This window comes from Paenibacillus marchantiophytorum, from assembly GCF_014640555.1.
GTDB lineage: Bacteria > Bacillota > Bacilli > Paenibacillales > NBRC-103111 > Paenibacillus_E > Paenibacillus_E marchantiophytorum.
In genome coordinates, this window is the sequence record NZ_BMHE01000009.1 from 70,623 (window position 1) to 94,724 (window position 24,102).

The 24,102-nt window shown below is 46.2% G+C and carries 23 protein-coding genes and 2 pseudogenes; 5 read left to right on the forward strand and 20 right to left on the reverse strand.

The window, feature by feature from the left end; translation table 11 throughout:
• Positions 1–13: 13 nt before the first annotated feature.
• From asnB to IEY34_RS11405, 3 genes are all read right to left on the reverse strand, one after another.
• Positions 14–1,888, reverse strand: a complete 1,875-nt coding sequence (gene asnB, locus IEY34_RS11395; protein ID WP_189011480.1) for an asparagine synthase (glutamine-hydrolyzing) — start codon at positions 1,886–1,888, stop codon at positions 14–16.
• Positions 1,889–2,739: 851 nt separating this feature from the next.
• Positions 2,740–3,177, reverse strand: coding sequence for a hypothetical protein (locus IEY34_RS11400; protein WP_189011482.1), 438 nt, complete (start codon positions 3,175–3,177; stop codon positions 2,740–2,742).
• A 95-nt stretch (positions 3,178–3,272) separates the two neighbouring features.
• Positions 3,273–4,076: a DUF6973 domain-containing protein gene (locus tag IEY34_RS11405; protein WP_189011485.1), complete on the reverse strand. Its 804-nt coding sequence runs from the start codon at positions 4,074–4,076 to the stop codon at positions 3,273–3,275.
• A gap of 258 nt (positions 4,077–4,334) precedes the next feature.
• Here IEY34_RS11405 and IEY34_RS11410 point away from each other — a divergent pair, with 258 nt between their 5' ends.
• Positions 4,335–4,493: a hypothetical protein gene (locus IEY34_RS11410; protein WP_189011487.1), complete on the forward strand. Its 159-nt coding sequence runs from the start codon at positions 4,335–4,337 to the stop codon at positions 4,491–4,493.
• A gap of 9 nt (positions 4,494–4,502) precedes the next feature.
• Positions 4,503–4,673: a hypothetical protein gene (locus tag IEY34_RS11415; protein ID WP_189011489.1), complete on the forward strand. Its 171-nt coding sequence runs from the start codon at positions 4,503–4,505 to the stop codon at positions 4,671–4,673.
• 82 nt (positions 4,674–4,755) lie between these two features.
• Here the strand turns inward: IEY34_RS11415 and IEY34_RS11420 are convergent.
• From IEY34_RS11420 to IEY34_RS11455, 9 genes and pseudogenes are all read right to left on the reverse strand, one after another.
• Positions 4,756–5,085, reverse strand: a pseudogene (locus IEY34_RS11420) (IS66 family transposase); the annotation flags it as partial.
• 10 nt (positions 5,086–5,095) lie between these two features.
• Positions 5,096–6,451 (reverse strand): annotated as a pseudogene (locus IEY34_RS11425) (CRISPR-associated endonuclease Cas3''); the annotation flags it as partial.
• Between the two features lie 73 nt (positions 6,452–6,524).
• Positions 6,525–7,856, reverse strand: a complete 1,332-nt coding sequence (locus IEY34_RS11430) for a peptidoglycan D,D-transpeptidase FtsI family protein (RefSeq protein WP_229757587.1) — start codon at positions 7,854–7,856, stop codon at positions 6,525–6,527.
• Positions 7,857–7,909: 53 nt separating this feature from the next.
• Positions 7,910–8,464 (reverse strand): penicillin-binding protein 2, encoded by a 555-nt coding sequence (locus IEY34_RS36725; protein WP_229757588.1) that lies wholly within the window; start codon positions 8,462–8,464, stop codon positions 7,910–7,912.
• 832 nt (positions 8,465–9,296) lie between these two features.
• The gene (locus IEY34_RS11435) at positions 9,297–11,363 is read right to left on the reverse strand and encodes a peptidoglycan D,D-transpeptidase FtsI family protein (RefSeq protein WP_189011493.1); all 2,067 of its coding nucleotides are present in this window, start codon (positions 11,361–11,363) and stop codon (positions 9,297–9,299) included.
• 18 nt (positions 11,364–11,381) lie between these two features.
• Positions 11,382–12,107 carry an HAD-IA family hydrolase gene (locus tag IEY34_RS11440; protein ID WP_189011495.1) on the reverse strand — a complete coding sequence of 242 codons (726 nt, stop codon included), beginning with the start codon at positions 12,105–12,107 and terminating at the stop codon, positions 11,382–11,384.
• A gap of 160 nt (positions 12,108–12,267) precedes the next feature.
• Complete coding sequence (locus IEY34_RS11445) at positions 12,268–13,416, reverse strand: transglutaminase family protein (protein WP_373291228.1); 1,149 nt, start codon at positions 13,414–13,416, stop codon at positions 12,268–12,270.
• A gap of 26 nt (positions 13,417–13,442) precedes the next feature.
• Positions 13,443–13,877: a hypothetical protein gene (locus IEY34_RS11450; RefSeq protein ID WP_189011497.1), complete on the reverse strand. Its 435-nt coding sequence runs from the start codon at positions 13,875–13,877 to the stop codon at positions 13,443–13,445.
• A 53-nt stretch (positions 13,878–13,930) separates the two neighbouring features.
• Positions 13,931–14,086, reverse strand: a complete 156-nt coding sequence (locus IEY34_RS11455; protein ID WP_189011499.1) for a hypothetical protein — start codon at positions 14,084–14,086, stop codon at positions 13,931–13,933.
• A 111-nt stretch (positions 14,087–14,197) separates the two neighbouring features.
• Between IEY34_RS11455 and IEY34_RS11460 the strand changes: the two genes are divergently transcribed.
• Together IEY34_RS11460 and IEY34_RS11465 are read left to right on the forward strand one after the other, a co-directional pair.
• The gene (locus IEY34_RS11460) at positions 14,198–15,364 is read left to right on the forward strand and encodes an MFS transporter (protein WP_189011501.1); all 1,167 of its coding nucleotides are present in this window, start codon (positions 14,198–14,200) and stop codon (positions 15,362–15,364) included.
• A gap of 168 nt (positions 15,365–15,532) precedes the next feature.
• Complete coding sequence (locus IEY34_RS11465) at positions 15,533–15,886, forward strand: toprim domain-containing protein (RefSeq protein WP_189011503.1); 354 nt, start codon at positions 15,533–15,535, stop codon at positions 15,884–15,886.
• A 30-nt stretch (positions 15,887–15,916) separates the two neighbouring features.
• Here the strand turns inward: IEY34_RS11465 and IEY34_RS11470 are convergent, their stop codons facing one another.
• From IEY34_RS11470 to IEY34_RS11505, 8 genes are all read right to left on the reverse strand, one after another.
• The gene (locus tag IEY34_RS11470; protein ID WP_189011505.1) at positions 15,917–16,549 is read right to left on the reverse strand and encodes an SCO family protein; all 633 of its coding nucleotides are present in this window, start codon (positions 16,547–16,549) and stop codon (positions 15,917–15,919) included.
• A gap of 17 nt (positions 16,550–16,566) precedes the next feature.
• Positions 16,567–17,544 carry a heme o synthase gene (cyoE, locus tag IEY34_RS11475; RefSeq protein ID WP_308423003.1) on the reverse strand — a complete coding sequence of 326 codons (978 nt, stop codon included), beginning with the start codon at positions 17,542–17,544 and terminating at the stop codon, positions 16,567–16,569.
• 264 nt (positions 17,545–17,808) lie between these two features.
• Entirely contained in the window at positions 17,809–18,669 is an 861-nt protein-coding gene (locus IEY34_RS11480) for an urease accessory protein UreD (protein WP_189011508.1), read from the reverse strand.
• Positions 18,662–19,321, reverse strand: coding sequence for an urease accessory protein UreG (ureG, locus tag IEY34_RS11485; protein ID WP_189011510.1), 660 nt, complete (start codon positions 19,319–19,321; stop codon positions 18,662–18,664). Before ureG ends, IEY34_RS11480 begins: the two co-directional genes overlap by 8 nt.
• Before the next feature lie 36 nt (positions 19,322–19,357).
• Positions 19,358–20,080: an urease accessory protein UreF gene (locus tag IEY34_RS11490; RefSeq protein ID WP_189011512.1), complete on the reverse strand. Its 723-nt coding sequence runs from the start codon at positions 20,078–20,080 to the stop codon at positions 19,358–19,360.
• A gap of 36 nt (positions 20,081–20,116) precedes the next feature.
• Positions 20,117–21,832, reverse strand: a complete 1,716-nt coding sequence (gene ureC / locus IEY34_RS11495) for an urease subunit alpha (protein WP_189011514.1) — start codon at positions 21,830–21,832, stop codon at positions 20,117–20,119.
• Positions 21,813–22,196: an urease subunit beta gene (gene ureB, locus IEY34_RS11500; RefSeq protein ID WP_189011516.1), complete on the reverse strand. Its 384-nt coding sequence runs from the start codon at positions 22,194–22,196 to the stop codon at positions 21,813–21,815. The genes ureC and ureB overlap by 20 nt, the downstream gene beginning before the upstream one ends.
• A 25-nt stretch (positions 22,197–22,221) precedes the next feature.
• Positions 22,222–22,524, reverse strand: coding sequence for an urease subunit gamma (locus IEY34_RS11505; protein WP_189011518.1), 303 nt, complete (start codon positions 22,522–22,524; stop codon positions 22,222–22,224).
• A gap of 281 nt (positions 22,525–22,805) precedes the next feature.
• Between IEY34_RS11505 and urtA the strand changes: the two genes are divergently transcribed.
• Entirely contained in the window at positions 22,806–24,080 is a 1,275-nt protein-coding gene (urtA, locus tag IEY34_RS11510) for an urea ABC transporter substrate-binding protein (RefSeq protein WP_229757589.1), read from the forward strand.
• Positions 24,081–24,102 lie beyond the last annotated feature (22 nt).

Consider the following 24,102-nt stretch of genomic DNA (forward strand, 5'->3'; position numbering starts at 1 on the left):
ATCAGTAGTAAACCTAGTAAGCAGTGAGCACTTTCTTAGGCAGTTCTTCCATGAATGTCATGTGCCAGAGGGCAAAAATATAGATAGTCCAGATCCGGCGCGCGTAGTCGCCTTGCCCATTCTTATGCTTATGGAGCATACGTTCCACAGCTTCCATATTGATATAATCTTCGATGCCGCTGGATTTGATTTGCTCGAGCAGCACATTCCCCATCGAACCTTTCACCCAATCGCGCAAAGGTACCGGGAAGCCCAGCTTAGGACGATTCAGGATCGGATCCGGAATAATGCCTTCCATCGCCTTACGGAAAATGTACTTCGTCGTGCCATTCGCGATCCGGTATTTCGCCGGAATACGCCGAGCCACTTCGAACAGCTCTTTGTCCAAGAACGGAACACGCAATTCCAGGGAATGCGCCATCGTCATCTTATCGGCTTTCATCAAGATATCGCCAGGCATCCATAAATTCATATCGATGTACTGCATCCGGCTAACCGGATCCAGATGTTTCGTTTTATTATAATAATCGCCGGCAATTTGTACCGGATTCTTATAAGCACGCAGCATTTCACTGTCGAGGCGAAGCACTTCGGCTTTCATATCCTCGGAGAAGATCTTCGCATTGCCGAGGAAACGCTCTTCGAGCGGCGTGGTACCGCGCAGGACGTAGTTGCGGCCCTTCACGCTGCTTGGCAGCATGCGCGCGAAGCGGTTCAGCATGCGCTTCACCGATGGCGGCAGCTGATCGATCGGCCGCAGCGACTGCGGCTCGCGGTAAATGCGATAGCCGCCGAACAGCTCGTCCGCGCCTTCGCCGGACAAGACCACGGTCACGTGCTCGCGCGCGAGCTGCGCCACGTGATACAGGGCGATTGCCGAAGGATCGGCGACAGGCTCATCCTGATGCCAGATCGCCTTCGGCATCGTGTTGAAGAAATCATCCTTCGTGATGATTTTGTCGTAGTGCTCCGTGCCGAGCGTCGCTGCGGTTTGCGCGGCAATCGGCGTTTCGTTGTTGGCGCCTTCGAAGCCAACCGAGAACGTGCGGATTGGTTCAATATTGCGCATATGCGTAGCAATCGCTGTCGAGTCGATCCCGCTCGACAAGAAACAACCACGATCCACATCACTGACCATGTGGAGCTTGACCGAATCTTTCAATGTTTCACGAATTTGTTCCACATAATAATCAAACGGGCGATCCTCCGGCTCAAACATTGGGTCCCAATATTTATGTAGGGTCATTTCACCGTCAAACGTGATCTTCACGGAATGCCCAGGAGGCAGCTTATGTATGCCATGAAACATCGTATTAGGCTCTGGCACGTATTGAAACGTCAAGTAGTTCAGCAAGCTGTCCGTATGGATCAACCGATTCATGCCGTCCGCAGCTAGCAAGCTCTTAATTTCTGAGCCAAACAAGAACTGACGATCATTGACATGATAGTAAAACGGCTTAATGCCGAAGTGGTCTCTCGCTCCGAACAGCTGCTTCTTTTTCTTGTCCCAAATCACGAAACCAAACATGCCGCGCATGTGCTTGACGCATTCCTCTCCATACTCCTCATAGAGGTGAACAATGACCTCCGTATCACTTTGCGTGCGGAATTGATGACCACGCTCCTGCAGCATGCTGCGTAAAGCTTTATAATTATAAATCTCCCCGTTAAAAATGATCCATACGGAATCATCCTCATTAGCTAAGGGTTGATGCCCTTCTTTCAAGTCAATTACTGACAACCGGCGAAAGCCGAGGCCGATCCGATTATCCGTCCAAAACCCGGAATCATTCGGTCCGCGATGCACAATCACATCTGTCATCTGCTGCAGCATAGCTACCGTTGGTTCTCTATCTTCAAAATACATGACACCTGTAATACCGCACATGGTGAAACTCACTCCTCCGTACCATTCATCAATCTTTCTCTAACGACAACCGATACATTAGTATACCATATCAGCCAGTCATACTGGAAATACGATGAAAGCACGGGAACAGGCGAATTCTATAGAAAAATGATGGAAATGAGTAGTCGTTTCAATGAAGCCGAGAGCCGCATCTTTTTCATAGGACTGCACCACCTTTCCTTCATGCACAAATATTTGCCTGGGGCAACTTTCGGGGTAGACGAAGGTCATTCCCCTTTCTTTAGGATATGCTTACGGCTGCCGATTGGTGCCTCCCCTTGGATATTGCTTTTAACAAGCCAGCGGTGAGGGTCCGGTTTTTGCATGAAAACAATTGGAAGAGTGAGCCGTATGATGTAAACCTCCGTAAGCGGCGTTACGCTCCATCGACCAATGCATTTTGAGCAGTCACAACTTGCTTGTTCCACACAGGGTGCGAAGTGATCCATTATTTAAGATCTACCCCACGAAGCAATTTCAATCCCCCACCCGTGTTGGGGGACGACTCGTGTCGTTTCCGTCATCAAAGCAAATCATACCATTTCAATCCACGCACCCGCCAGAGGAAGAAGCTAACCGACTGCTAGCCACCTTAAACAAATCAAGTGGACAATAAAAAGCAAGTCACTAGGAAACGGTGGCTTGCTTTTTTGTTGTATTTTCAGGCTCAATTCCAGCGAAGCTGTTACCAAGTGCCAACACTTAATTGCATTTACATTTACTAGTGTCATCAAAAGAGCTGTAAAAACAAGCTTAGTTATTGGTGAATATAAATATAAATATTAGTTTCTCATTAGATCATGTCGGTGAAACGATGGTGAAAGCCATGATCACTTCACTTCCACTTTGATTACAAATGCAACATTTCCTTCAGACCATTCAGCAGTGTAATAGTAGGTATGAATTCCTTCGGAATATGGAACAAGAATCTCATTTTTTGAATTGTCCAGTACAACTGCTTCTTTTCCATTAAAAACTTCCTGAATTGTACCTATTTTTTTAGGACTTCTATCGAACGAAATGACGATTTTTGAATGAGGCGGAATGACGACAGGCTCAACATCAACATCAATGGCTGCCGAATCGCCATAATCCTTTTCCGCTTCCCAGCGGTAGGTATGATATTTAGCGAGAATGGCAATATCCGTGTTTTCAACATGAGCTGTAGAAGTAGGCATTGGTTTATTGCGAGTACTGCTAAAGATCGATTCGCAGGAACTGAGGAGCAAACAACAACATATCCACAAGCTAAATAACATGATTCTCATTAATTGATGTCCTCTCTTATAAGTATAAAGAAGAGGGAAAGCAGACTTCCTCTTTCCCTCTTCTAGTTATATTAAAAACTTAATTCTATCGCTTTTTATCTAAGAACAACCATTTCCCAAGCTTGAATCTTCGCTGCAACTCGATTTTGCAGAGTTTGATCTGATGTCCATAGAATACCGTCTGTGATAATGTTCCAGCAATCTCTCCCTTTTTCATTATTATGCAGGTCCATGTTTTTATGTTGTAATCCCGTAAAACCATCGAAAATTGTAGTATAATAGTTCGGATCATCTTGTGCTTCGTGAGCAGTTGCCCAAGCATATGCTGATAATTTGTTAATATATTTACACATTAAAGCATTCCATATGGCGTGACGAAATGCATCCTTTTTAGTACCATTTCCATCCAAAGAACCGTATGCACTGTTATTTGAATAATCAACCGCTTTATCCCTACATGAGTCTACGATCAGAGCTTGACCAGGAGTGGTGATTACTAACACCTTTTCAGCATTAGTTAGTTCTTTCCATTTAGCAACATAAGGATCATAAATTGCCCTTGCACTAAAGAGATTATTTTGTTGACGGTTATCCAATCTGCTGTCGAAATGTTGAATGATTTCATTAGATGTCATTTGTGGATTATTTTTCTTGAATTCTTCAATCTCTTTAAATAATTTTACTGTATCATCATCAAAAGTCAAACTCTTGAATTGCGGGTTATTAAGAACGTCATCTACGGTTAGAGATTTTTGATTTTGTACATTGGAATTCTGCTCCAATTCGTTGGCTGTAGCAATTTTTTCGCTAGATTCAGCAAAGGCAGTCATAGGCGCGATACTTGCAACCAACATAGTGACAGCGGATAAAGTAACTAATGATTTCTTTAAATTCAACATTATCATCTCCCATTTATTACTAGAATAGGATTTTATAGTATCACGGAATTTCCGAATATATTGTCGAATTATAGATTTTTAATATAAATTTTTACAAATATGTATATATGGTGAATACTGATTAATACCTGCTAGTAAACTCAATTAATCAAGCGAACAAAGCCGTACGTTCCTTGCCGAATCACAGTTACTCTGTTATACCGTAAGTACAGCATAACGGTAAAAGTTGATGTGCAAGAAGGAGTGAATAACTATATTATGTCTACAAGTTTGGTACAGGTTCAAAAGAGGATGCTAATCAGCCTTGCGAAAGTAATCAAAGAGGCAGAACTGGAAATAAAGGAAGGGGATTTTTTGCAGGTTGAAGTATTAGAACTTTTTACACCAGTTGATATCATTAAACGAACAGCAGAGTAGGTTTATTAAATGAGCCAAATACAAATGAAGGTCGCGGAGATAGTTGTAAAGCATCAGAAGGACGCTTACAATCTGGAATTCACAATAGAACAAATCTTGTCTTATCCTTGGCATGAAGTCGTTGATCTTGGTTGGAATGCAAGGGTATATTACAAATATCCCAGCTGTTTGCTAGTTTAGATGTAAGCGTCAAATAGCCCCCACCTTGTCATCAAGTTGAGGGCTGTTTCATCTTTTATTAAGATTTGAACTCGCGACAAGTCAGCGTACTTGCTGTTGCACCGCGAGGCGTATTAGCAAATAGCCAGTTCTTCCGGCCGGTAACAAATGGTTTAATTGCCCATTCGCTAAGGTTGTTGTCAATCTCCAAACGACCATCTTTCAGGAATGCCGTCAGCTTGTCCCATTGGTTCAGGCTATATATGATGGCTTGTCCAAGTGCACTCTTCGGCAAAGTTCGGGATCGCTCTTGACGCAGCAGTGCCAAATAAGCATCCAAAATAGGCAAACTGCGCTCCATTCGAATGGTATAACGTTCCTCCGATGTGACATCCTTCAACTCTCGATCAATAGCAAAAAGCTGGTTACAAAACAGGAATTTATGCGTCAGCATTCATGTCCAGCTTGCGCTCAACATAATCAAGCGCAGGTTGGGTGGCGGTACAAAGGATAAGACTTGCTTCTCCATATATTTTGAGATAATTGAGTGCTTGGTTAAATAAGGATACACAAGAAACTGGAACCTTCTGCACTTCATCGAAAATGAGGACAGACTCCGTTACATTGTGAAGCCTGCGAATATTCCTGCTGCCCTTGGCGTAGAACGTATTCAAGAACTGCACCATCGTTGTAAAAATAATCGGCGAATCCCAGTTATCCTTAGCCAGCTTCAACTTCTGCCGGGTATTGATTAAACCGTCGATTTCCTCATCTTCATCGTCCGCATCGTCTACGACATTGGAATGATGCTCCAGGATATGCGCATCGTCATCCAAAATTCGCCGGACATCTCTGGCGTTCTGCTCTATAATCGTGGTGAAAGGCACCACATAAATGATCCGCTTCTTGTCGTACAAACGGGCATGCTTGAGGGCATAGCGCAAGCTTGCCAACGTCTTGCCTCCACCTGTCGGAATTGATAACGTATAAATTCCTGAGGGCTTCTCAGCGAATGCGTCGCATTGGTCCGACATTTCCCTTCTAAGCAAATTGATAGGTGTTTGTGCATCCTCACGAGCTTGATAAGCATTAATTTCTTTCATCAATTTTTCATAGTAAGACTCAAATAATACATTCCGATCCTGCTGCGACTCTACTGCGATATTTTCTTCGAACAAGCGGGTATTCGTACGATCCGCATCGATCAAAGCACTAAATATAAATTTACTCAAAAACATCAGCTTGCATTCTATCGTTGCTGGAGATGGCTTATCCAGATAAATTTCCAATTCTTTGGCTGCCTCGGCTGCGTACTCCTCCAACTTAGCCTCGCTCATCACCAATTTGAAAAAACACCCCTTGGACCGTTCAAACTCTTGTACATCCAATGCTTTCTCGACGCGATTCAAATAGGGGGATTCCAATTTCGGACTTAGATAATCATGTAGATACGAATGATGCGAAATGATGGCGTTTCCCACGATTTCTGCCAACAACGCAGGATACATTGACAGCTTGTCCGTATGAAACAAGATATGCAACAACTTTCCTCCTGCGGTGGAATGATCAACGCTGCCTCTCTTCGGCGGAGCATCAGGATTGTTCACGGCTTCGAGTAAGTAAGATTTAAATTCATCGGTGTACTTGCCCATGTCATGCAGGAGCCCTGCAAGACCAGTTACGTGCTTAACACCAAGCTTTTCCCCGTATACTTCCGCTAAGGCTTGTACGCCTGACAAATGGTCTTCAACAGTCTGAATTTTTCCGTCACTTTCACGGATATGTGCGATATACCCCATATTAATCCCCCCTATTTATTGGCTTTCTATAGCGAATCATGCAGGACATGGCTTCTTCTCTAATTAGATCCCTTCACCAAGGCTTCTTCCCGCCGCCCATTTTCGTCAAAATACTATCATTCGCGGCATCATAAGCTTCAAAAATCTTTGCAGCAATCGGTGACGCTCCATAGCGTCCGAATCCGCCTTCGGGCACAACGACAGCAACCGCAAGCTTGGGGTTTTCAACGGGTGCGAAGGCGATGAATACGGCGTTTTCCACCTTCCCACCGGCCACATCTTGTGTGGAGGTCCCTGTTTTTCGCGCCACGTTGAAAGGGAGTTCATCGATACCTTCAGCACCGCTTTTCATCCCATGGAAAATCGGATTCCATTCTTCTTTGGTAAACTCAGTCGAAGAATCCTGGATGACTTCGGGTTCAACTTTTTTCACCAAGCCACCTTGATAATCGCGAATTTCATCTACGAAAATGGGCTTCATCCGCTTGCCGCGACTGGCCAAAGTAGCTGTATACTGAGCCAACTGAAGGGTTGTCGTTTTTTCATTCTGTCCCCAGGAAGCATAGACCATGACAGATTGATAACTATCATTTTTGGCATTCAAAATAAAATCATTCGTACCCGCGATTTCCCCCGGAAGTCCGCTGCCTGTTTTGACACCCATACCAAATTTGGAGAGATAATCAGCCCACTTGGCTGTGACTGCCGGGTTCTCTCTACCGAATTTAGCCCAGAAAGGAATACCTACTTTTTCGGACATAAACGTGTTGGAAGAGTGAGCGATAGCGTCGGCCGCATTGATATTCCAATAGGGCGTTTTACCTGAGTTGGTGATGGTGCTTGTGCCCCCCTTGCCAAAGCTAAATGATCCTGTATCATAATAATACTCATAAGGCGTGAAAAGCTTCTCTTTGAGTCCAATTAATACAGACAAAGGCTTGATCGTCGACCCCATGAAAACAATCGAAGACGGATGTTTGGCATTTTCTTTTTCATCGGGGTATTTGGATTTAGCGGTTTTAATCGAGCCATTCGATATATAAGGTTCAATCTCTTTATAAATGGTTGGCGACATACCGCCGGTCCAAGCATTCGCGTCATAATCCGGATAATTTGCCATGGTGACGATTCGTCCCGTATCCACTTCCATCGCAACCGCAAAACCAGAAGTAGCCTTCATACCTACCTTCATATATTCGTCATTGGCATGAGATCGACTGCCCAAATACTTGATATGCGCCTCCAATATGCGCTCAGCCGCTTTCTGAACATCTTTATGAATGGTGAGATACAGATTATTCCCTTTGACGGGGGGAGTGACAGCAGCCCTGCCGATAATTTTCATTTCCGCATTGACGGGATACTTCTTTCTTCCATTCTGGCCGCGAAGCTCGTCTTGGTACATTCTTTCGATACCGTCAAATCCTACATTTTCAGAGGCCAGATATTCTTTACTGTTTATGTTATCTCTGTAGATCGTTTTGGCTTATGCTCAAGCAGATAGGCGATCTCATTGTTGGATAAATCTGCTTTTATGCGTCGTGGCACCCAGTAATGACTTGGCTTTTTGATTTCTTTTTTGTGCAAATCATATCCTAAATCCATCGCTACCACGATTTCTTCCATGGTTGGACTTGTTGCGTTCGGTTTCGCAAATTTGTCGAAAACATCGGCCTTGAGCCGTTTGGCCAGCGCAATAATCTCATCTTCATTCTGTTGTCCTGGCTCGACCCTAAAAAACAATGATTGCAAAGGAATAGTATAGGCCAAAGGTGATTTCGTCGAATCATAAATATTGCCACGAATCGGTGCAATGAGGTTCGTCTGATTGCCGTTGCGATTTTCTGCGGCTTTCAGCTCTTTGGCTTGAATGAACTGCAACATAGCTAGACGAACTATGAGTGCGGAGAACAGGAGGAACGTTGCAAAGAAAAAAATATGGATCCGAAACGAAAAGTGCTGCTTTTGGGTAAGTCTTTTTTTCTTCGGATCATCCATGAAGGATGATTTCATTCCACTAAGACCTCTCTTTGGCATATGCCCCTTTTTAATTTCATAAAAAAGACGGAACAATTCTAAGAAGAGTTCACAATTTATGGAAAATAGTTGGATAAAGTTTCCTTAATATCAAATCATCTTACGGGGAAGGTTCTTACGAACTCAATAACCTTTATTTGACCCAAAATCGTCCATTTGGAAAATCGAACGAATTCCATATACGTTATTTCAAGAAAATGATCACCATTCCACCTATAATCTGCTCGATAACGCCAATTCAGTTCATTAGATCTCCAAAGTAGCCAATTTCTCGTCTTTAAGCATCATACAGTTCATTAGATGGCAGGTTGATAGTGGGGCAGCGTGGGCGGTGGGCGGACGTGCTGGTAACGCTGTTTTTCAGCGTTAACTCACCTGAATTGCCCTTCATCGTGCTCAGTCACTGACGGTAAAGTTGTTTTTCAACCTTACAGCACTCACTTTGGCCTCAACCGCCACCTTAACGCTGTTTTTCAGCGTTAACTCACCTGAATTGCCCTTCATCGTGCTCATCCAGTGACGGTAACGCTGTTTCTCAACGTTACCGCTCTCACTTCCGCCTCAACCGCCACCTTAACGCTGTTTTTCAGCGTTAACTCACCTGAATTGCCCTTCATCGTGCTCATCCAGTGACGGTAACGCTGTTTCTCAACGTTACCGCTCTCACTTCGGCCTCAGCCGCCACCTTAACGCTGTTTCTCAGCGTTAACTCACCTGAATTGCCGTTCATCGTGCTCATTCAACTCCGCCAACAACGCAAAAAAGCTGCTCCCCAGGTTTTCAACCTTGGGAAACAGCTTCTAATCCCTTACCACGGCTTCTTGCCGCCGCCGAGCTTCGTCAGGATGCCATCATTCGCGGCATCGTACGCTTGAAAAATCTTCGCAGCAATCGGCGACGCTCCGTAACGTCCGTATCCGCCTTCCGGCACGACGACAGCAATCGCCAGCTTCGGATTCTCGACAGGCGCGAAGGCGATGAATACGGCGTTGTCGATCGTCCCGCCTGACACAGCTTGCGTCGACGTTCCCGTCTTCCGGGCTACATTGTATGGCAGCTCTTCGATACCTTCCGCTCCACTCTTCATACCGTGAATGATCGTGTTCCAATCACCTTTGGCGAATAAAGCCGTCGAGTCTTCCATGACCTCGGGTTCGACTTTCCTGACCAAATCCCCTTCAAAACTGCGGATTTCATCAACGAACAAAGGCTTCATTTTCTTCCCTCTGCTTGCTAATGTCGCCGCGAATTGAGCCAGCTGCAGTGTGGTCGTTTTCTCATTTTGCCCCCAGGAAGCGTAAACCATGGCGGACTGATAGCTATCTTTTTTGGCATTTTTCGCAAAATCATTAGAGCCTGCGTTCTCACTCGGCAATCCGCTTCCGGTTTTAACGCCAATCCCGAACTTGGCTAAGTATTCCGCCCATTTATCGGTGACTTTGACGTTCTCCCCGCCATACTTCGAATAGAAGGGAATACCCACTTTGGCCGACATATACGTATTCGAGGAATGCTCGATAGAGCCAGCGGCATCTAGATTGCCGTAAGCCACTTTCCCGGAATTTGAGATCGAGCTCGTCGATCCGGTTTTACCGAACGTAAATGTTCCGGTATCGTTATAATATTGATTCGAAGGCGTAATCAGTTTCTCCGTTAATCCGATTAGTACCGACAACGGCTTGATCGTAGATCCCATGAACACGATGGAGGACGGGTGCTTCGGCCGTTCTTTATCGGTGTATTTCGGATAGGCTGTCGTAATCGAGCCATTGGCGATGAAGGACCCTACTTTATCCAAATTGACCTGTGAAATCCCGCCCGTCCACACATTCGAATCGTAGTCGGGGAAGTTGGCCATCGTCACGATGCGCCCTGTATCGACTTCCATCGCTACCGCATAACCGGCTTCCGCATTTGCTCCAAATTTGATAAAAGCATCATTCCGCGCATAAGGCGTATGCAGGAAAGCGATTTGATCCTGGATGGCTTTCTCCGTTGTTTTCTGAATATCCTTATTAATAGATAGGTATAGATTGTTGCCTTTGATCGGTTTGGTCACTGTCGCTCTGCCGATAATTTTCATAGCCGCGTTTACGGGATACACTTTGTACCCATTTTTACCGCGCAAATCATCTTGGTACATTCTTTCGATGCCGTCAAAACCAACATTTTCCGCAGGCAAATATTCTTTGCTTTCCGGGTTATCTTTGTACATCTCCTGTGCAGACTGTGTCGAGTACTTATTGAGATATCCAATCAACTGCGGGGCAATTGTCGTTGTGCCGTCATCGTCCATTTCGTAGGTACGAATACTTTCTTCCGTGACTTCAAGCCATTTGAATTCATCGCGATGCTCTAATAAATACGCAATTTCTTCCTTGGACAGGTCCGTCTTGATTTTACGGGGAACCCAGTAATAGCTGGGGTCCTTTACTTTATTTTGATTAATGTCATAACCCAAATCCATGGCTAGCACAATTTCTTCCGGTGTAGGCTGCACAGACGTCTTCTTGCCGTATTTATCAAAAACATCCGTCTTGAGTCGACGCGCAAGATTAATAATTTCTGCCTTATCCTGCTGACCTGGCTCAATCCGGAAAAATAAAGACTGCACAGGGATCGTATAAGCGAGCGGGGACTTGGTTGAATCATAAATATTGCCGCGGATAGGCGCAATTTTGTTCGTCTGATTCGTGTTTGTATTCTCGGCCGCTTTGAGATCTTTGGCTTGCACGAATTGTAAAATGGCTAACCGCACGATTAACACGGAAAACAACACGAATGTTACAAAGAAAAAAATATTGATCCGAAACGAAAAGTGCCGTTTTTTGGTGATTTCCTTTTTCTTCGGATCATCCATAATGGATGACTTCATCACTTCTCAGATCCTTTCTTACCCAATTGCTTGTTGATCTTGAAAAAGTTCGAGCAGGGTACGAATACCTTCCCCGGTATGATAGGAGTAGCGGATAATGCGAATCGCATCGATCCCTACCTGATTTGGCGCCCAAACATCATTCGTCTCATGGTCACCGATATAGAGAACGTCCTTAGCCTCTATGCCTGCCCGCTCCAAAGCCAACTTGAAGATCGCCGGATCCGGCTTCTCCAGTCCCACCTCAGTCGATACGAGAACAGGATCAAAGTAATGCAGGATCCCCTTATCTGCCAGAATCGCTTTAAGCGTAGGCGCGAAATTACTGATAATTCCGATTCGAAAGCCTCGTTCTTTCAACTGTTCCAAGAATGGTTTCACATCGTCAAATAGTTCATAATACTCCGGTGCTGTAAAAATATCATAGAGTTCATGACAGCAATCGAAAATCTCTTCCTCTGTCCATTCCTCGTGAATCCCTAGTTTATGAAGCACATATTTATATAGTTGAACCCAGAATTCACGGTCCGATTCCGGACTGCAAACAACGAAATTATCCTGCTTATTCACGTAATAAAAAAGACGAAAAGCTTCGGTAAAAAGTTCATTGATATGGGATTCATCGCGATCCACGGACCTCAGTTGCAGATATTGTTTCAAAATCGTTTGAGCCGCTGGAATGGTGAGCAACGTGTCCCCCGCATCCAGATAAATCATGGGATAGTCCTGAATTGCTTTGCGCATACTTTCTCCTTTTCACAATCATCAGAATGGCACCTACTTAGTGTACCACATTTATTTGGGGATGAGAAAAAGCAGCCAAATGATTATTCACAAATGTAAAAAGCCTCTCTTTAACGTTCTAAAGAAAAGGCTTCTCTGCATGCTTTATGCTAATAATCTTCTAAGCGTCCTTCACATGGGTTTGATCGAAATTCGGCGGATTGAACCAATTGCCTCCGCTTGCCACCCATGTGGAATCCAGTGGTACCCAACGATTCGTTTCCTTCAAATAAACTTCATTCCAAGCATGAGGTCCATAGCTTCCCTGCCCATCATAGCCCAAGCCCGTCACGACTTTCACATCAAGGCCAATCGATCTGGCCATTTGGGCATATAGTCTGGAATAATCAATACAAACGCCTTCGCGCGTGTTAAAGGTATCCTCTGGCGTCTGCTCCTTCCAGATTCGTTTCTCTTCATACAGCTTAACCTTGTCCCAATCATATTTAACGCGGCTGCCTACCCAGCTATACAGCAGCTTCGCCTTCTCTTCATCCGTTGTTCCGCTGGCCGTTACTTCCTTGGCGGCATCGGCAATATTGCCTGGGATCTTGGCATCAAGCACTTCATATTTACGCTGTAAAATATTCGTGAATTCATCTTCCACAGCACGCGTGAAAACAGGCACCTTCTCGGTTATGAAATCACCTGTAAAGGGAGCAATGACTTCTTTAGCCCCTTTTTGATACATCTGGGAAGATTCAATATACGTTGTAACCGAGGAATGCGGGAACAGTGTCACATAAATGAACAGAACAGCAATAAGCATGAGTGCTCTGGCGAAGCCTGCAACAGAACCTATCGCTCCGCCCGAAACGGAGCTGAGTATGGATTTCCTGCGTTCCTGAGACGTATAGCGTTCAGCCAACCAAGTGCCGATTAACGGATACACCAACAGGTTAAGCAATTGTTTGACGATCATATAGCCAAGCAAGAACAGCACGCCAAATCGCAACAGCGGAAAATCGCGAATACTCGTTATTGCCGTATAGTAGGTCTGTTTCAGAATGCCAATATCAGCACTTGGAATTTGTAAGTTTTGTGCTTTAAGCCAGGTTTGAATCAAGGGAGACAACAGTTGAACGCCTTTCCAGGCGATAAACATCGAGATAACAGCGACGCCAGCTTCCACAAGCATAGAAATCAGATGCTTCGCTGATCCTGATCCTCCCCGTCTAAATCCTTGAATGATGGAACCTGCGAATAGGAGCACAATCACGATGGATATCAGATTTATTGAAGTTGCTTGGAACCACGTCATATCCGTCATGATTTCTCACCATCCTATCTAGCTACTTATGGCTTGGCATTCTTCTTCGCTTGCTCAATAAAAGTATTTATCGCAGCGTTGGCATTCATTTTGAACGTTTTTCCGAGGAAAGTAACCTGCACTTCATCAGAGCCTGACTTTCCTTCCACTTTCAAACTCTTTGTTGTTATGAGATAGGAGCCGTCCGGATTGGCTTTGAACTGCGCATCCTTGGCTTCTTCTGTCAGAGTGCTGACTGCCTTCTCCGTAACTTCATTCCCGACTTGGGAAACCACGCTTGCCCCAATATCCTTTATTTTATCCTTATAACTCGCTCCATAAACAACCAAAGCCCCGACAATGGCTAGAACAACGACCCATTTTACAACGGTTTTCACAATACCAACTACGATAAAAAGCACAATAATAGCAGCTACAATTAAGTACCAACGATCCTGTGCAAAAGTAATCCACTGATCCAAACAAACCCCTCCTAATTATCCAAAAGTCTTTCCTATCATACTACACAGGCTGCTTAGTCTTCATCTCTTTTTTTCCTTAACTGGGCTAATCGTTGCTCAATTTCTTCCGTTTTATCGATTCTGCCCCTCGTCTTGCGAAAAGCTTGTCTCAACCGGAAGATAAGAAATATCGCTACACAAGCAAGTAAAACAATGACATACGTATCCATGAAATCCTCCTTTGCGATGAATTGTGTCATTTGGTTGGAAAGGTTATATCTATAGGACGAGCGGCGTACATCTAAAGAAGAGACAAGTTAATGAATCGAGGTGGCAAGAACATGCGAACAGCAATATGGTTGTATTTATTTATGTTTGTGGCGTTTTTTGATTTGCACGCGCAGTACCCGATTCTTTCCCCCTTCGCCTTATCTTTGGGCGCAGCTCCTTCATTTATCGGGCTTATCATGGGAGTTTACTCCCTCACACACTTACCTGGCAATCTGCTTGCGGGCTACGGCGTGGATAAATACGGCAGTAAATTTTTTATCGTCATTAGCCTGATTGTAGCAGGGATCATCTTGCTTTTTCAATCCAACGTCAAAGATCCATGGCACTTGCTATACATCCGCTCCATCAGCGGCTTTGTGCTCGCCTTCTTATCGCCAGCCTGCTTAACTCTGCTCGCTCGCATCGCCAAAGACCGCATCCATCAGAGCAAGCTAATGGCAGGCAACGGGCTTGTTCACACCTTGGCATCTGTCGTTTCCCCAGCCGCTGGTGCAGTCCTTGTTGCCAAAATCGGGTTCACAACGGCTTTCTCTGTCTTGGGATGGGTCCTTATTATTACAGGAATCTTAGCAATTTTCGGGGTAAATGAGAAGCAGCTTTTGGGACAAACAGCCAATAAGTCCGTCTTATTGGATCCTCATGGACATGAACTGCCGGATAAAGATTCCGATGTGCCAGACGGCGTGTCCATGCCATGGCTATTTTTCCTCATTCCAATGGCTCTTTCCTGTTCGCAAGGCATCCTTTTCTTTGAGCTGCCTTTAATGAAATCTGCCAGAGAATCGATTCTTACTTCCGGCGTATTTTTCACTTTAATCAGCTTGGGCGCATTATTAAGCATCAGTTTCTGGTTCCTTAATAAAGTGCCGCCCTTTATTCGCACCGTCTGCGGCAGCTTATCCCTTGCCGTCGTTTTCTTCGGATTAGCGATTCAATGGCCAATTCCGCTTACCGTCTCTCTCTTCCTGATCGGTATGGCCAAAGGCGTCATTTATCCGGCATTAGCTGCTCTGTTAGCCAGCATAACGAGCAGCAATCGCTATGGCCGCGTCTTTTCTTTGCTGTCGATTTCCTATTCTGTCGGAGCTTTTATTGGTCCGATGATGGCTGGGCAGCTCCGCGACCATATTTCCTCCTATTTTATCGCTTTCTTTATCTTAATGCTCGCTCTTTCCCTTCTCCCTCTGCGTTCTTTTAAAGCACCCGTAACGACGTAAACAGCCATTTTATCGGGCGGCCTGAGCCAATCAGGCCGTCTTTGTGCTGTCAATCTGTGTCATTTCCCGGGAAATGGAAACGGATTATTTGGCAAACGTCGAATCAAATCCTTGGAACACATGCCAAAACGGGTTATACTACAAAAAAACCTGGTTGGAGGAGATCCGATGTCGATCGCTATCATTGTAGAAGGTAAAAACGACAAAAGCCGCTTAAAACGCGTGGTGGATGACAGTGTTCTCATCCTCTGTACATTCGGCACCCCCAGTTCCTTAACGCTGGACGAACTGCGGAAAAAAGCAGGGCACAAGCATGTTTATTTATTCACGGATAATGACGCTTCAGGCAAAAAAATCAGATCCCTGCTGCGGGATACGTTCCCAGACGCTGAACAAATCTATACCCGCAAAGGATATGCCGGAGTGGAAGGAACGCCAGAGGAATATATCATCCAGCAATTAGAAAAAGCAGGCCTGGACGAGTATATTATATACCCTTCGACAGAACCTGCTGCTGAATAGTTAATGCTATTAATGATTGCGTTTTGCGCGTTATTTCCCTTTAGACAAGGTCACCACGTCTTTGACAATGTGGTCAGCGTCTAATTCCGGTCTACTTGCATCGTAATAATTGCGGATTTTCCCTTTGGGATCAACGAGTAAAATGGCGTTGGAATGCGAGAAGTTGCCGTCTTTCTCTTTAATGACCATAATGCCGTAATCTTCAGCAAGCTTGTGAATCTTCGCTTCTTCGCCGCGGAGGAACATCCATCCACTCGGATCCGGCTTGGACTCAAATTTGGTTCTGAATTCCTTCAGCACCTCAGGCGTATCGCGGTTTGGGTCCACCGTAATGGATAAAATTTCTGCTTTCGTTCCGAACAAACCTTTTTTCTTCAGTTCTTCCTGTACTTGCGTGAGACGGAATGTTGTAGGCAAGCAAACATCGGGACAGAAAGAATAAAAGAAATAGACCAAGCGAACCTTGCCGTCCGTATCCTGGGAAGCTACCGATTTGCCATCCAGATCCTGCAATTGAAAAGCAGGCGCTTGTTTCATTGCCGTCAACCGAGGGTCAGCTTCATTGCTGTTCGCCCACAATTTGTAGGCGAATGACGCGATCATCGCAATGAGAATGACACCAAGCGCTAATTTGAACCAATTTTTCTCAAAAAAAGTATTCATTCTGTTAGCCCTCTATTCTAGCTTAAATTCACAGTATCAACGACCATGAGGATCGATAAAAACGTTAAATACATAATTGAAAATAGGAATGTACGCTTAGCCCATTGTACTTCAGCTTCGCCTTTCTCTTTGAACCCTTTGACACACATCAACACCCAGATTAAACCAAGAACTGTTGATCCAATTAAGAATACATAGCCTAGATAACCATAGGCCGTTAACATCACGGTAACTGGTACGAGCAGAACGACATAACGTACCATGCTGATCTTGGTTACATAAGAACCTTTAACCACAGGTAACAGTGGAAAACCAGCTGCGCGGTACTCTTCCATCCGGCGAATACCCAACGCCCAGAAATGAGGCGGCTGCCACAAGAACAAGAAAGCAAATAGTAAAACAGCTCCCGCATCCACCGTGCCAGTAACGGCACAATACCCGATTACCGGAGGCGTCGCCCCGGAAAATGCCCCTACAAATGTACTCCATACTGAGGTTCGTTTGAACCAGGCGGTGTAGAGCCATACATACAAGAACAATCCAAGCAAGCCAATAAGCGCTGCCAGCGGTGATGCAGCAGCAAAATATAAAACGGACAATCCGATTATGCCCAAAATAATGCCATACCACAGAACGACATTGGCGCTAAGTCTACCGCTTGGCAAGGCTCTGTTCTTGGTCCGTTCCATCTTCGCATCCATTTCACGATCCAGGAAATTGTTCAACACCGTGCCGCCTGCCATCACAAGCGCTGTACCCAGCATCGTCCAAATCAGATGCATCCAGCTGACATCCCAGCGTGCCGCCATCCAGTATCCGGCAAATGCGGTCATCAGATTCGAATAAATAATGCCTGGTTTCACCAAGCGATAAAACTCTTTTGCCGTTACAGGCTCTGCAGATGAATGTTTATTGCTAGCATCTATGGATTCGGTCCCTACAGATCCTTGTGTCGAGCCGCTAGTTATTCTGTCATAGCTTGCTTGATTTTCCACGTTATTGCCCTCCTCTATGTCGAACTTCCGAGCTATTTGAATTAAGACCACTTTCATCATACCAACCCATACAACGTTTGACAATGAAGTGCAGCCAGTTGTCATCATATTGTCGATTCTCCTACCAGTATGCGTGGAAAAAGCGCTTGCCATTCTCTGCCATTCGAAAATCCTTTGACAGAGTCGGGAACAACATAGATTCTCCCGATCCACAGCGCCATCAAAGCAAAAAGGAGCCCAAGGGCTCCTTTCAGCGAACAACGATTATTTATGCACCATTAATGGGGTTAAGGCAAACAAGGTGCGGCGAATCTCGTGCCACGCTTTCGACAACGCGACTTGCACTTCCCAGGCATGCCGCCCCAAGACCGAGACAATCAGCCCATATTTATGGGTCAGACTGGCTCCAACACGCACATGGCTGCTTTCGCCATTCAGCGTCACCAGGCACTCCATCAGCGCCTCGAGATGCTGGTGTTTGAGACGGTCCGAATACACGTACAGATTGCCAAGATGCGTTTCGTGCTCCCAACAACCCGGCGCGGCCAATGGCATAGCCGCCGGTTCAATTCTCTGATTTTGATAAAATATGAGTTCGTTGGCGTGCCAAACCTTCAACCGATTCGTATATCGGGTATAGTGAAAGATTTCACCGCGCTGCGTTCGTCCAGGACAGAGAACATCCGATAAGATAAGCGCAGAACCCGGAGCAAGATGAACTTCCATCTCCGCAGCCAAATTGGCCTCCTTGTACAGCATCAGCGGCTCCGGTATATACTCCAGCAGCGCACCCGCTTCCAAATGCAGCGTTTGCCGCTGTGTACTCCCCGAACCGGCAACCGAAGGATGAACCTTCGTGAACGACTGGTTCGTGAGAAATACACGGGCACCTTCCCTCAGGCGCATCGTGATTTCGTAATGATCCCCAGACATTAGGCCTGGGGAACAGTCCATCATATAGACGCCCAACTGCTCCGCGGGAGGTGTATCCAGAGTGAGCGAATCGTTCTCATATCGAAACGTTTTGGCAATTTTGAGCGGGGAGGCGTGATATTTGTGTACGAGCTGCGTCAAGCCGCTGCGCACCGCAAATTCCGCTTGAATCTCCCCGGTCACGCTAGGCATGGCTGAACTCCGTTTCCACCCATGCAACAATGTCATCAAGCCCTGTGCCGCCCATCAGGTTGGAGAAAATATAAGGACGGTCGCCGCGCATCTTCTTCGTGTCCGAATCCATCACTTCCAGGCTGGCGCCCACGTAAGGGGCGAGATCGATTTTGTTAATGATCAACATATCGGAACGCATGATGCCAGGGCCGCCTTTGCGCGGAATTTTCTCGCCTTGCGCCACATCAATGATATAGATGAAGCGGTCGACCAATTCCGGACTGAACGCCGCCGCCAAATTATCGCCGCCGCTTTCAATAAAGATAATATCGAGATTGTCGAATCGCTGCTCCAATTCCTCAATCGCTTCGAAGTTCATCGAAGCATCCTCACGAATGGCGGTATGCGGACAACCTCCGGTCTCTACCCCAATGATGCGATCCTCTGGCAGCGCCTCAGAACTAATCAGAATACGAGCATCTTCCTTCGTGTAGATGTCATTCGTAATAACCGCAATGCTGTAGCGGTCATTCAGTTTACGGGCTAATCGCTCGACTAAAGCTGTTTTGCCGGAACCTACGGGACCGCCGATCCCGATACGCATCGGACGACTCCGGTCCACAGCTGGCTTTTCCCACGGGTGATGATGATGACCTTGACCTTGACACATAGCCATTCCTCCTCAAATTGGGTTAGGGTGTTAGCCCTAAGACATAAACAATCGCGAATATAGGGTTTCATGCTGCATCATAGCCAAATCAGCGGCTGGCGAGTTCGTATACGCATCCAACGGATCTAAGTGAGCCACACGCTGCCACTCCCGTTCAGTCAACGGAACCAGCTTGGCAAGCAGAATCTGTCCTTGCGTCTGACCCATGGACATGAGTCTCAGCGCACTGTTGATGCAGGTCATGATGCAGCTGTATAAATATCCTTCCACCGCTTGATCCAGCGGCACTCCAAGCTGATAACTGACCCATCCATGAATCATCGGATGATTGGAACTGCAACGTCCTGCCTTCACAGCCTCGTCGAGCGGCTGCCAAGGCAGATCCGGATATATGGACCTAGCTAGCTGAAGCAGTCTGCGCCCCATTTTCTGAACACCGATTCTGGCTTCGCTTGACGCCCGCTGCACATGCAGCATGTGGTCGATCTCCCAGAGCTGCTCCCATGACTCGTTCGGCATATGTTGATACGCGGCTTTGATCACCATCGCATCTGAGGATGCCCAACTGTTCGCTAGCATCGTGCCGATGTAAGCTTCAAGCTCATCCACCGTTTGCAAACGACCTTGCTGAACTAACGTTTCCAAACCAAAGGAGTGAGAGAAGCCGCCAATCGGCAGAGCGGAGTCAAGCAGCTGTTGATAAGCGAGCCAGTGGAACTTTGGGGTCGTTTGCTGTGAAGTCGTTCCAGTTGCCGTCATTTGTGCTCACCTCCACCAGGGACTTCCCCTCTCTTTTTAAAATAAAAAATATAACTGCGCCATCGGCAGCTCCGTCGCCGGCTCGCAGGTAATGGCTTCGCCGTCCACTTTCACTTCGTACGTTTCGGGATTCACTTCAATGGAAGGTGTCTCGTTATTATGAATCATGTCTTTTTTCGAAATATCACGGCAGCCTTTCACAGGCTCCACCCGCTTTTGCAAACCTAATTTCTTCGCTATCCCGCGGTCATAGGCGGCTTGCGATACGAATGTAATGGAGCTTTGTGTCAACGCTTTGCCGAAAGCAGCAAACATCGGTCTGCCAAAGACAGGTTGCGGCGTCGGGATGGACGCATTGGGATCCCCCATTTGGGCGTAGGCAATGCTGCCTCCTTTAAGCACGAGATCCGGTTTGACGCCGAAGAACATCGGACTCCAAATAACCAAATCCGCGAACTTGCCAGGTTCAATCGAACCGACAAGATGCGAGACACCATGCGTAATCGCAGGGTTTATCGTATATTTGGCAATGTAGCGCTTGATTCGGAAATTGTCGCCTTCCTCCGTATCCGGGGACAGCGGTCCACGCTGTTTCTTCATCTTATCCGCTGTTTGCCATGTCCGGATAATGACTTCGCCAACCCTGCCCATGGCCTGCGAATCCGAGCTCAGCATGCTGAATACGCCCAAATCATGCAGGATATCTTCCGCTGCAATCGTCTCCGGGCGAATCCGTGAATCCGCGAAAGCGACATCCTCCGGAATACGACTATCTAGATGGTGACAAACCATCAGCATATCCAAATGTTCCTCGATCGTATTGATCGTATATGGCCTCGTCGGGTTCGTGGAAGAAGGGAGAATATTAAGTTCAGCAGCCGCGCGGATAATATCCGGCGCATGGCCTCCGCCCGCTCCTTCTGTATGATACGTATGAATTGTACGGCCTTTGATTGCCGACAGCGTATCCTCCAGAAATCCCGCTTCATTTAATGTATCCGTATGAATGGCTACTTGAACGTCGTATTGATCCGCTGCTTCCAGGCATGTATCAATCGCCGCCGGTGTTGTTCCCCAGTCTTCATGCAGCTTCAGACCAATAGCTCCAGCTTCGATTTGTTCCACCAAAGGAGCAAGAAATGAGGCATTCCCTTTCCCCGTAAAACCCAAATTCATCGGAAATCCTTCCGACGCTTCCAACATTCGCTGCATATGCCATGCGCCCGGTGTACACGTTGTGGCATTGGTACCCGTGGCTGGCCCCGTTCCACCGCCAATCATCGTTGTCACGCCAGAGGACAGGGCTGTCTCGATTTGCTGCGGACAAATGAAATGAATATGGGCATCGATGCCGCCCGCTGTCACGATTTTACCTTCTCCAGCAATCACTTCCGTGCTGGCTCCTACGATCATATTGGGATGAACGCCATCCATAATGTCCGGGTTTCCTGCTTTGCCGATGCCAACAATGTGACCGTCTCGGATACCGATATCCCCTTTGACAATGCCCCAATGGTCGATAACAACGGCATTCGTGATTAAGGTATCAAGAACGCCTTGATCGCGTGTAGCGCCGCTGGATTGCCCCATGCCATCACGAATCACTTTACCGCCGCCAAATTTACATTCATCCCCGTATACCGTGTAATCATGTTCAATCTGTGCCCATAATTCTGTATCTGCCAATCGAATGGCATCTCCAGTTGTAGGACCGAACATCGAAGCATAGCTCTTACGATCTATTCGATTCACCGGGATTCCCCTCCCATGTTTGCAATCTATCCTTCACCTCATCGGGCATTTGCCCTTTGACAGCCGAGCCCTTGCTCAGGTTATTCAGACCATAGGAAACCTTGGCTCCGCCTAATTCAACTAACTGGACAGGCTTCTGCTCGCCAGGCTCGAATCGGACCGCAGTACCTGCCGGAATGTCAAGCCGCATCCCATAGGCAAGTTCTCTCGGAAATGCCAAGGCGCGATTCACTTCAAAAAAGTGAAAATGGGAACCTACCTGTACGGGACGGTCTCCTGTATTAGTTACGATCACATCGACCGTCTGTCTGCCTACATTCAGTTCAATATAGCCCTTACCTGTTCGAAATTCTCCCGGAACCATGTTGTCGCCCCTTTCCTTTCATCATCTAGGTAATTGGTTCGTGAACGGTCACTAACTTCGTACCATCAGGAAATGTCGCTTCGACTTGAACCTCGTGAATCATTTGTGGCACTCCTTCCATGACTTGCTCAGCCCGCAGGATCGTTGTCCCGAACGACATCAATTCTGCAACGGTCAACCCGTCTCTGGCTCCTTCCATGATTTCCGATGTGATCAGCGCTATACTTTCCGGATAATTTAATTTCAAGCCTCTTCCAAGTCTTCTGCGAGCTAAGTCTGCGGCGACTGTAATGAGTAATTTTTCTTTCTCTCTCTCCGTTAAATGCACATCTTCACCTCTTCAAAAACCGAATGATGGTAATCCTTTACACTCATTATATTCGTGTATTTAACGATTGTAAATCTTATATGTCATATATAGTTACATGAAAACGGGGTATTCCGAAAAAATATTTCGCTTTTATGTGATTATCCCAAAGGATTTAACGACGTTTGTGCATGAAACACAAAAAAAAATTCATTTGTGTCATGTATATTGACACCATCTTCTTTTCCCACTTATCATAGGCCTTGTAATCCAAATCTTGTAAGTAAGGGAGTGGTAAGGGAATGAGAGAGATAAGAAACAAAGGTAAACTCACAGTCGCTTTGAGCATGGCTATCATGTTGGTCATCGCGGGCTGTGCCAAATCGGTTCCGACGGCATCAACATCAACTACACCTAAGGCGTCTACAGCTGCGGAGGTAAAGGCAGATTCGAAGGATGATACCGTACCTGTTGGTATTCTTCACTCTCTAACAGGAACGATGTCCATAAGCGAGGTATCCGTTCGAGATGCCGAACTGATGGCCATTGACGAAATTAATGCAGCCGGGGGACTCTTAGGCAAGAAAATCAAGCCCGTGATTGAAGACGGAGCATCCGATTGGCCGACTTTTGCAGAGAAAACTAAGAAGTTACTGCAGAAGGACAGCGTTGTAACGATCTTTGGCTGCTGGACATCAGCGAGCCGCAAAGCCGTTCTTCCGGTCGTCGAACAGAACAAAGGACTGCTTTGGTATCCGGTCCAATATGAAGGCGTGGAATCATCACCGAATATTTTCTACATTGGCGCAACAACGAACCAACAAATTATCCCCGCTGTAACCTGGCTTCTGCAAAACAAAGGAAAGAAATTTTACCTCTTAGGCTCTGACTACGTCTTCCCAAGAACTGCCAACAAAATCATTAAAGAGCAGTTGAAAGCCGAAGGCGGTACGCTCATTGCTGAAGAATACACTCCGCTTGGACACACGGATTACAACACAATCATCAGCAAGATCAAAAAAGACAAACCGGATGTCATTTTCAATACATTGAACGGTGACAGCAACGTTGCCTTCTTCAAACAATTGAAAGATGCCGGCATTACAGCCAAAGACATAACAACGATGTCCGTCAGTATTGCGGAAGAAGAAGTGCGCGGCATTGGCGCGTCTGTCTTGGATGGACACTATACGGCTTGGAATTACTACCAAACAACGGATACGCCAGAGAACAAAAAATTCGTTGAAGCTTACAAAGCCAAATATGGGAAAGACCGTGTAACGGATGATCCCATTGAAGCAGGCTATACAGCTGTTTATTTATGGGCAGCCGCGGTCAAAAAAGCAGGTTCCTTCGAGGTCGAGAAAGTGAAAGCCGCTGCCAAGGGCATCGAATTCAACGCACCTGAAGGGAAGGTCGTTATCGACGGCGAGAATCAACATATATCCAAAACAGCGCGTATCGGTCAAATTACGGCTGATGGGCAAATCAAAGAAATTTGGAACTCCGGCCAACCGCTTAAACCAGATCCATTCCTCAAAACATACCCATGGGGCGGAGAAGTAACGAAAAAATAAGAGCAACTTAGGAAGATCGCAC

Excerpts from the sequence above, each read along its gene's own strand:
- asnB (WP_189011480.1), bottom strand. The coding sequence starts at position 1,888 with ATGTGCGGTATTACAGGTGTCATGTATTTTGAAGATAGAGAACCAACG.
- IEY34_RS11400 (WP_189011482.1), bottom strand. The coding sequence starts at position 3,177 with ATGAGAATCATGTTATTTAGCTTGTGGATATGTTGTTGTTTGCTCCTC.
- IEY34_RS11405 (WP_189011485.1), bottom strand. The coding sequence starts at position 4,076 with ATGTTGAATTTAAAGAAATCATTAGTTACTTTATCCGCTGTCACTATG.
- IEY34_RS11410 (WP_189011487.1), top strand. The coding sequence starts at position 4,335 with ATGTCTACAAGTTTGGTACAGGTTCAAAAGAGGATGCTAATCAGCCTT.
- IEY34_RS11415 (WP_189011489.1), top strand. The coding sequence starts at position 4,503 with ATGAGCCAAATACAAATGAAGGTCGCGGAGATAGTTGTAAAGCATCAG.
- IEY34_RS11430 (WP_229757587.1), bottom strand. The coding sequence starts at position 7,856 with ATGTACCAAGACGAGCTTCGCGGCCAGAATGGAAGAAAGAAGTATCCC.
- IEY34_RS36725 (WP_229757588.1), bottom strand. The coding sequence starts at position 8,464 with ATGAAATCATCCTTCATGGATGATCCGAAGAAAAAAAGACTTACCCAA.
- IEY34_RS11435 (WP_189011493.1), bottom strand. The coding sequence starts at position 11,363 with ATGAAGTCATCCATTATGGATGATCCGAAGAAAAAGGAAATCACCAAA.
- IEY34_RS11440 (WP_189011495.1), bottom strand. The coding sequence starts at position 12,107 with ATGCGCAAAGCAATTCAGGACTATCCCATGATTTATCTGGATGCGGGG.
- IEY34_RS11445 (WP_373291228.1), bottom strand. The coding sequence starts at position 13,416 with ATGACGGATATGACGTGGTTCCAAGCAACTTCAATAAATCTGATATCC.
- IEY34_RS11455 (WP_189011499.1), bottom strand. The coding sequence starts at position 14,086 with ATGGATACGTATGTCATTGTTTTACTTGCTTGTGTAGCGATATTTCTT.
- IEY34_RS11460 (WP_189011501.1), top strand. The coding sequence starts at position 14,198 with ATGCGAACAGCAATATGGTTGTATTTATTTATGTTTGTGGCGTTTTTT.
- IEY34_RS11465 (WP_189011503.1), top strand. The coding sequence starts at position 15,533 with ATGTCGATCGCTATCATTGTAGAAGGTAAAAACGACAAAAGCCGCTTA.
- IEY34_RS11470 (WP_189011505.1), bottom strand. The coding sequence starts at position 16,549 with ATGAATACTTTTTTTGAGAAAAATTGGTTCAAATTAGCGCTTGGTGTC.
- IEY34_RS11480 (WP_189011508.1), bottom strand. The coding sequence starts at position 18,669 with ATGCCTAGCGTGACCGGGGAGATTCAAGCGGAATTTGCGGTGCGCAGC.
- ureG (WP_189011510.1), bottom strand. The coding sequence starts at position 19,321 with ATGTGTCAAGGTCAAGGTCATCATCATCACCCGTGGGAAAAGCCAGCT.
- IEY34_RS11490 (WP_189011512.1), bottom strand. The coding sequence starts at position 20,080 with ATGACGGCAACTGGAACGACTTCACAGCAAACGACCCCAAAGTTCCAC.
- ureB (WP_189011516.1), bottom strand. The coding sequence starts at position 22,196 with ATGGTTCCGGGAGAATTTCGAACAGGTAAGGGCTATATTGAACTGAAT.
- urtA (WP_229757589.1), top strand. The coding sequence starts at position 22,806 with ATGAGAGAGATAAGAAACAAAGGTAAACTCACAGTCGCTTTGAGCATG.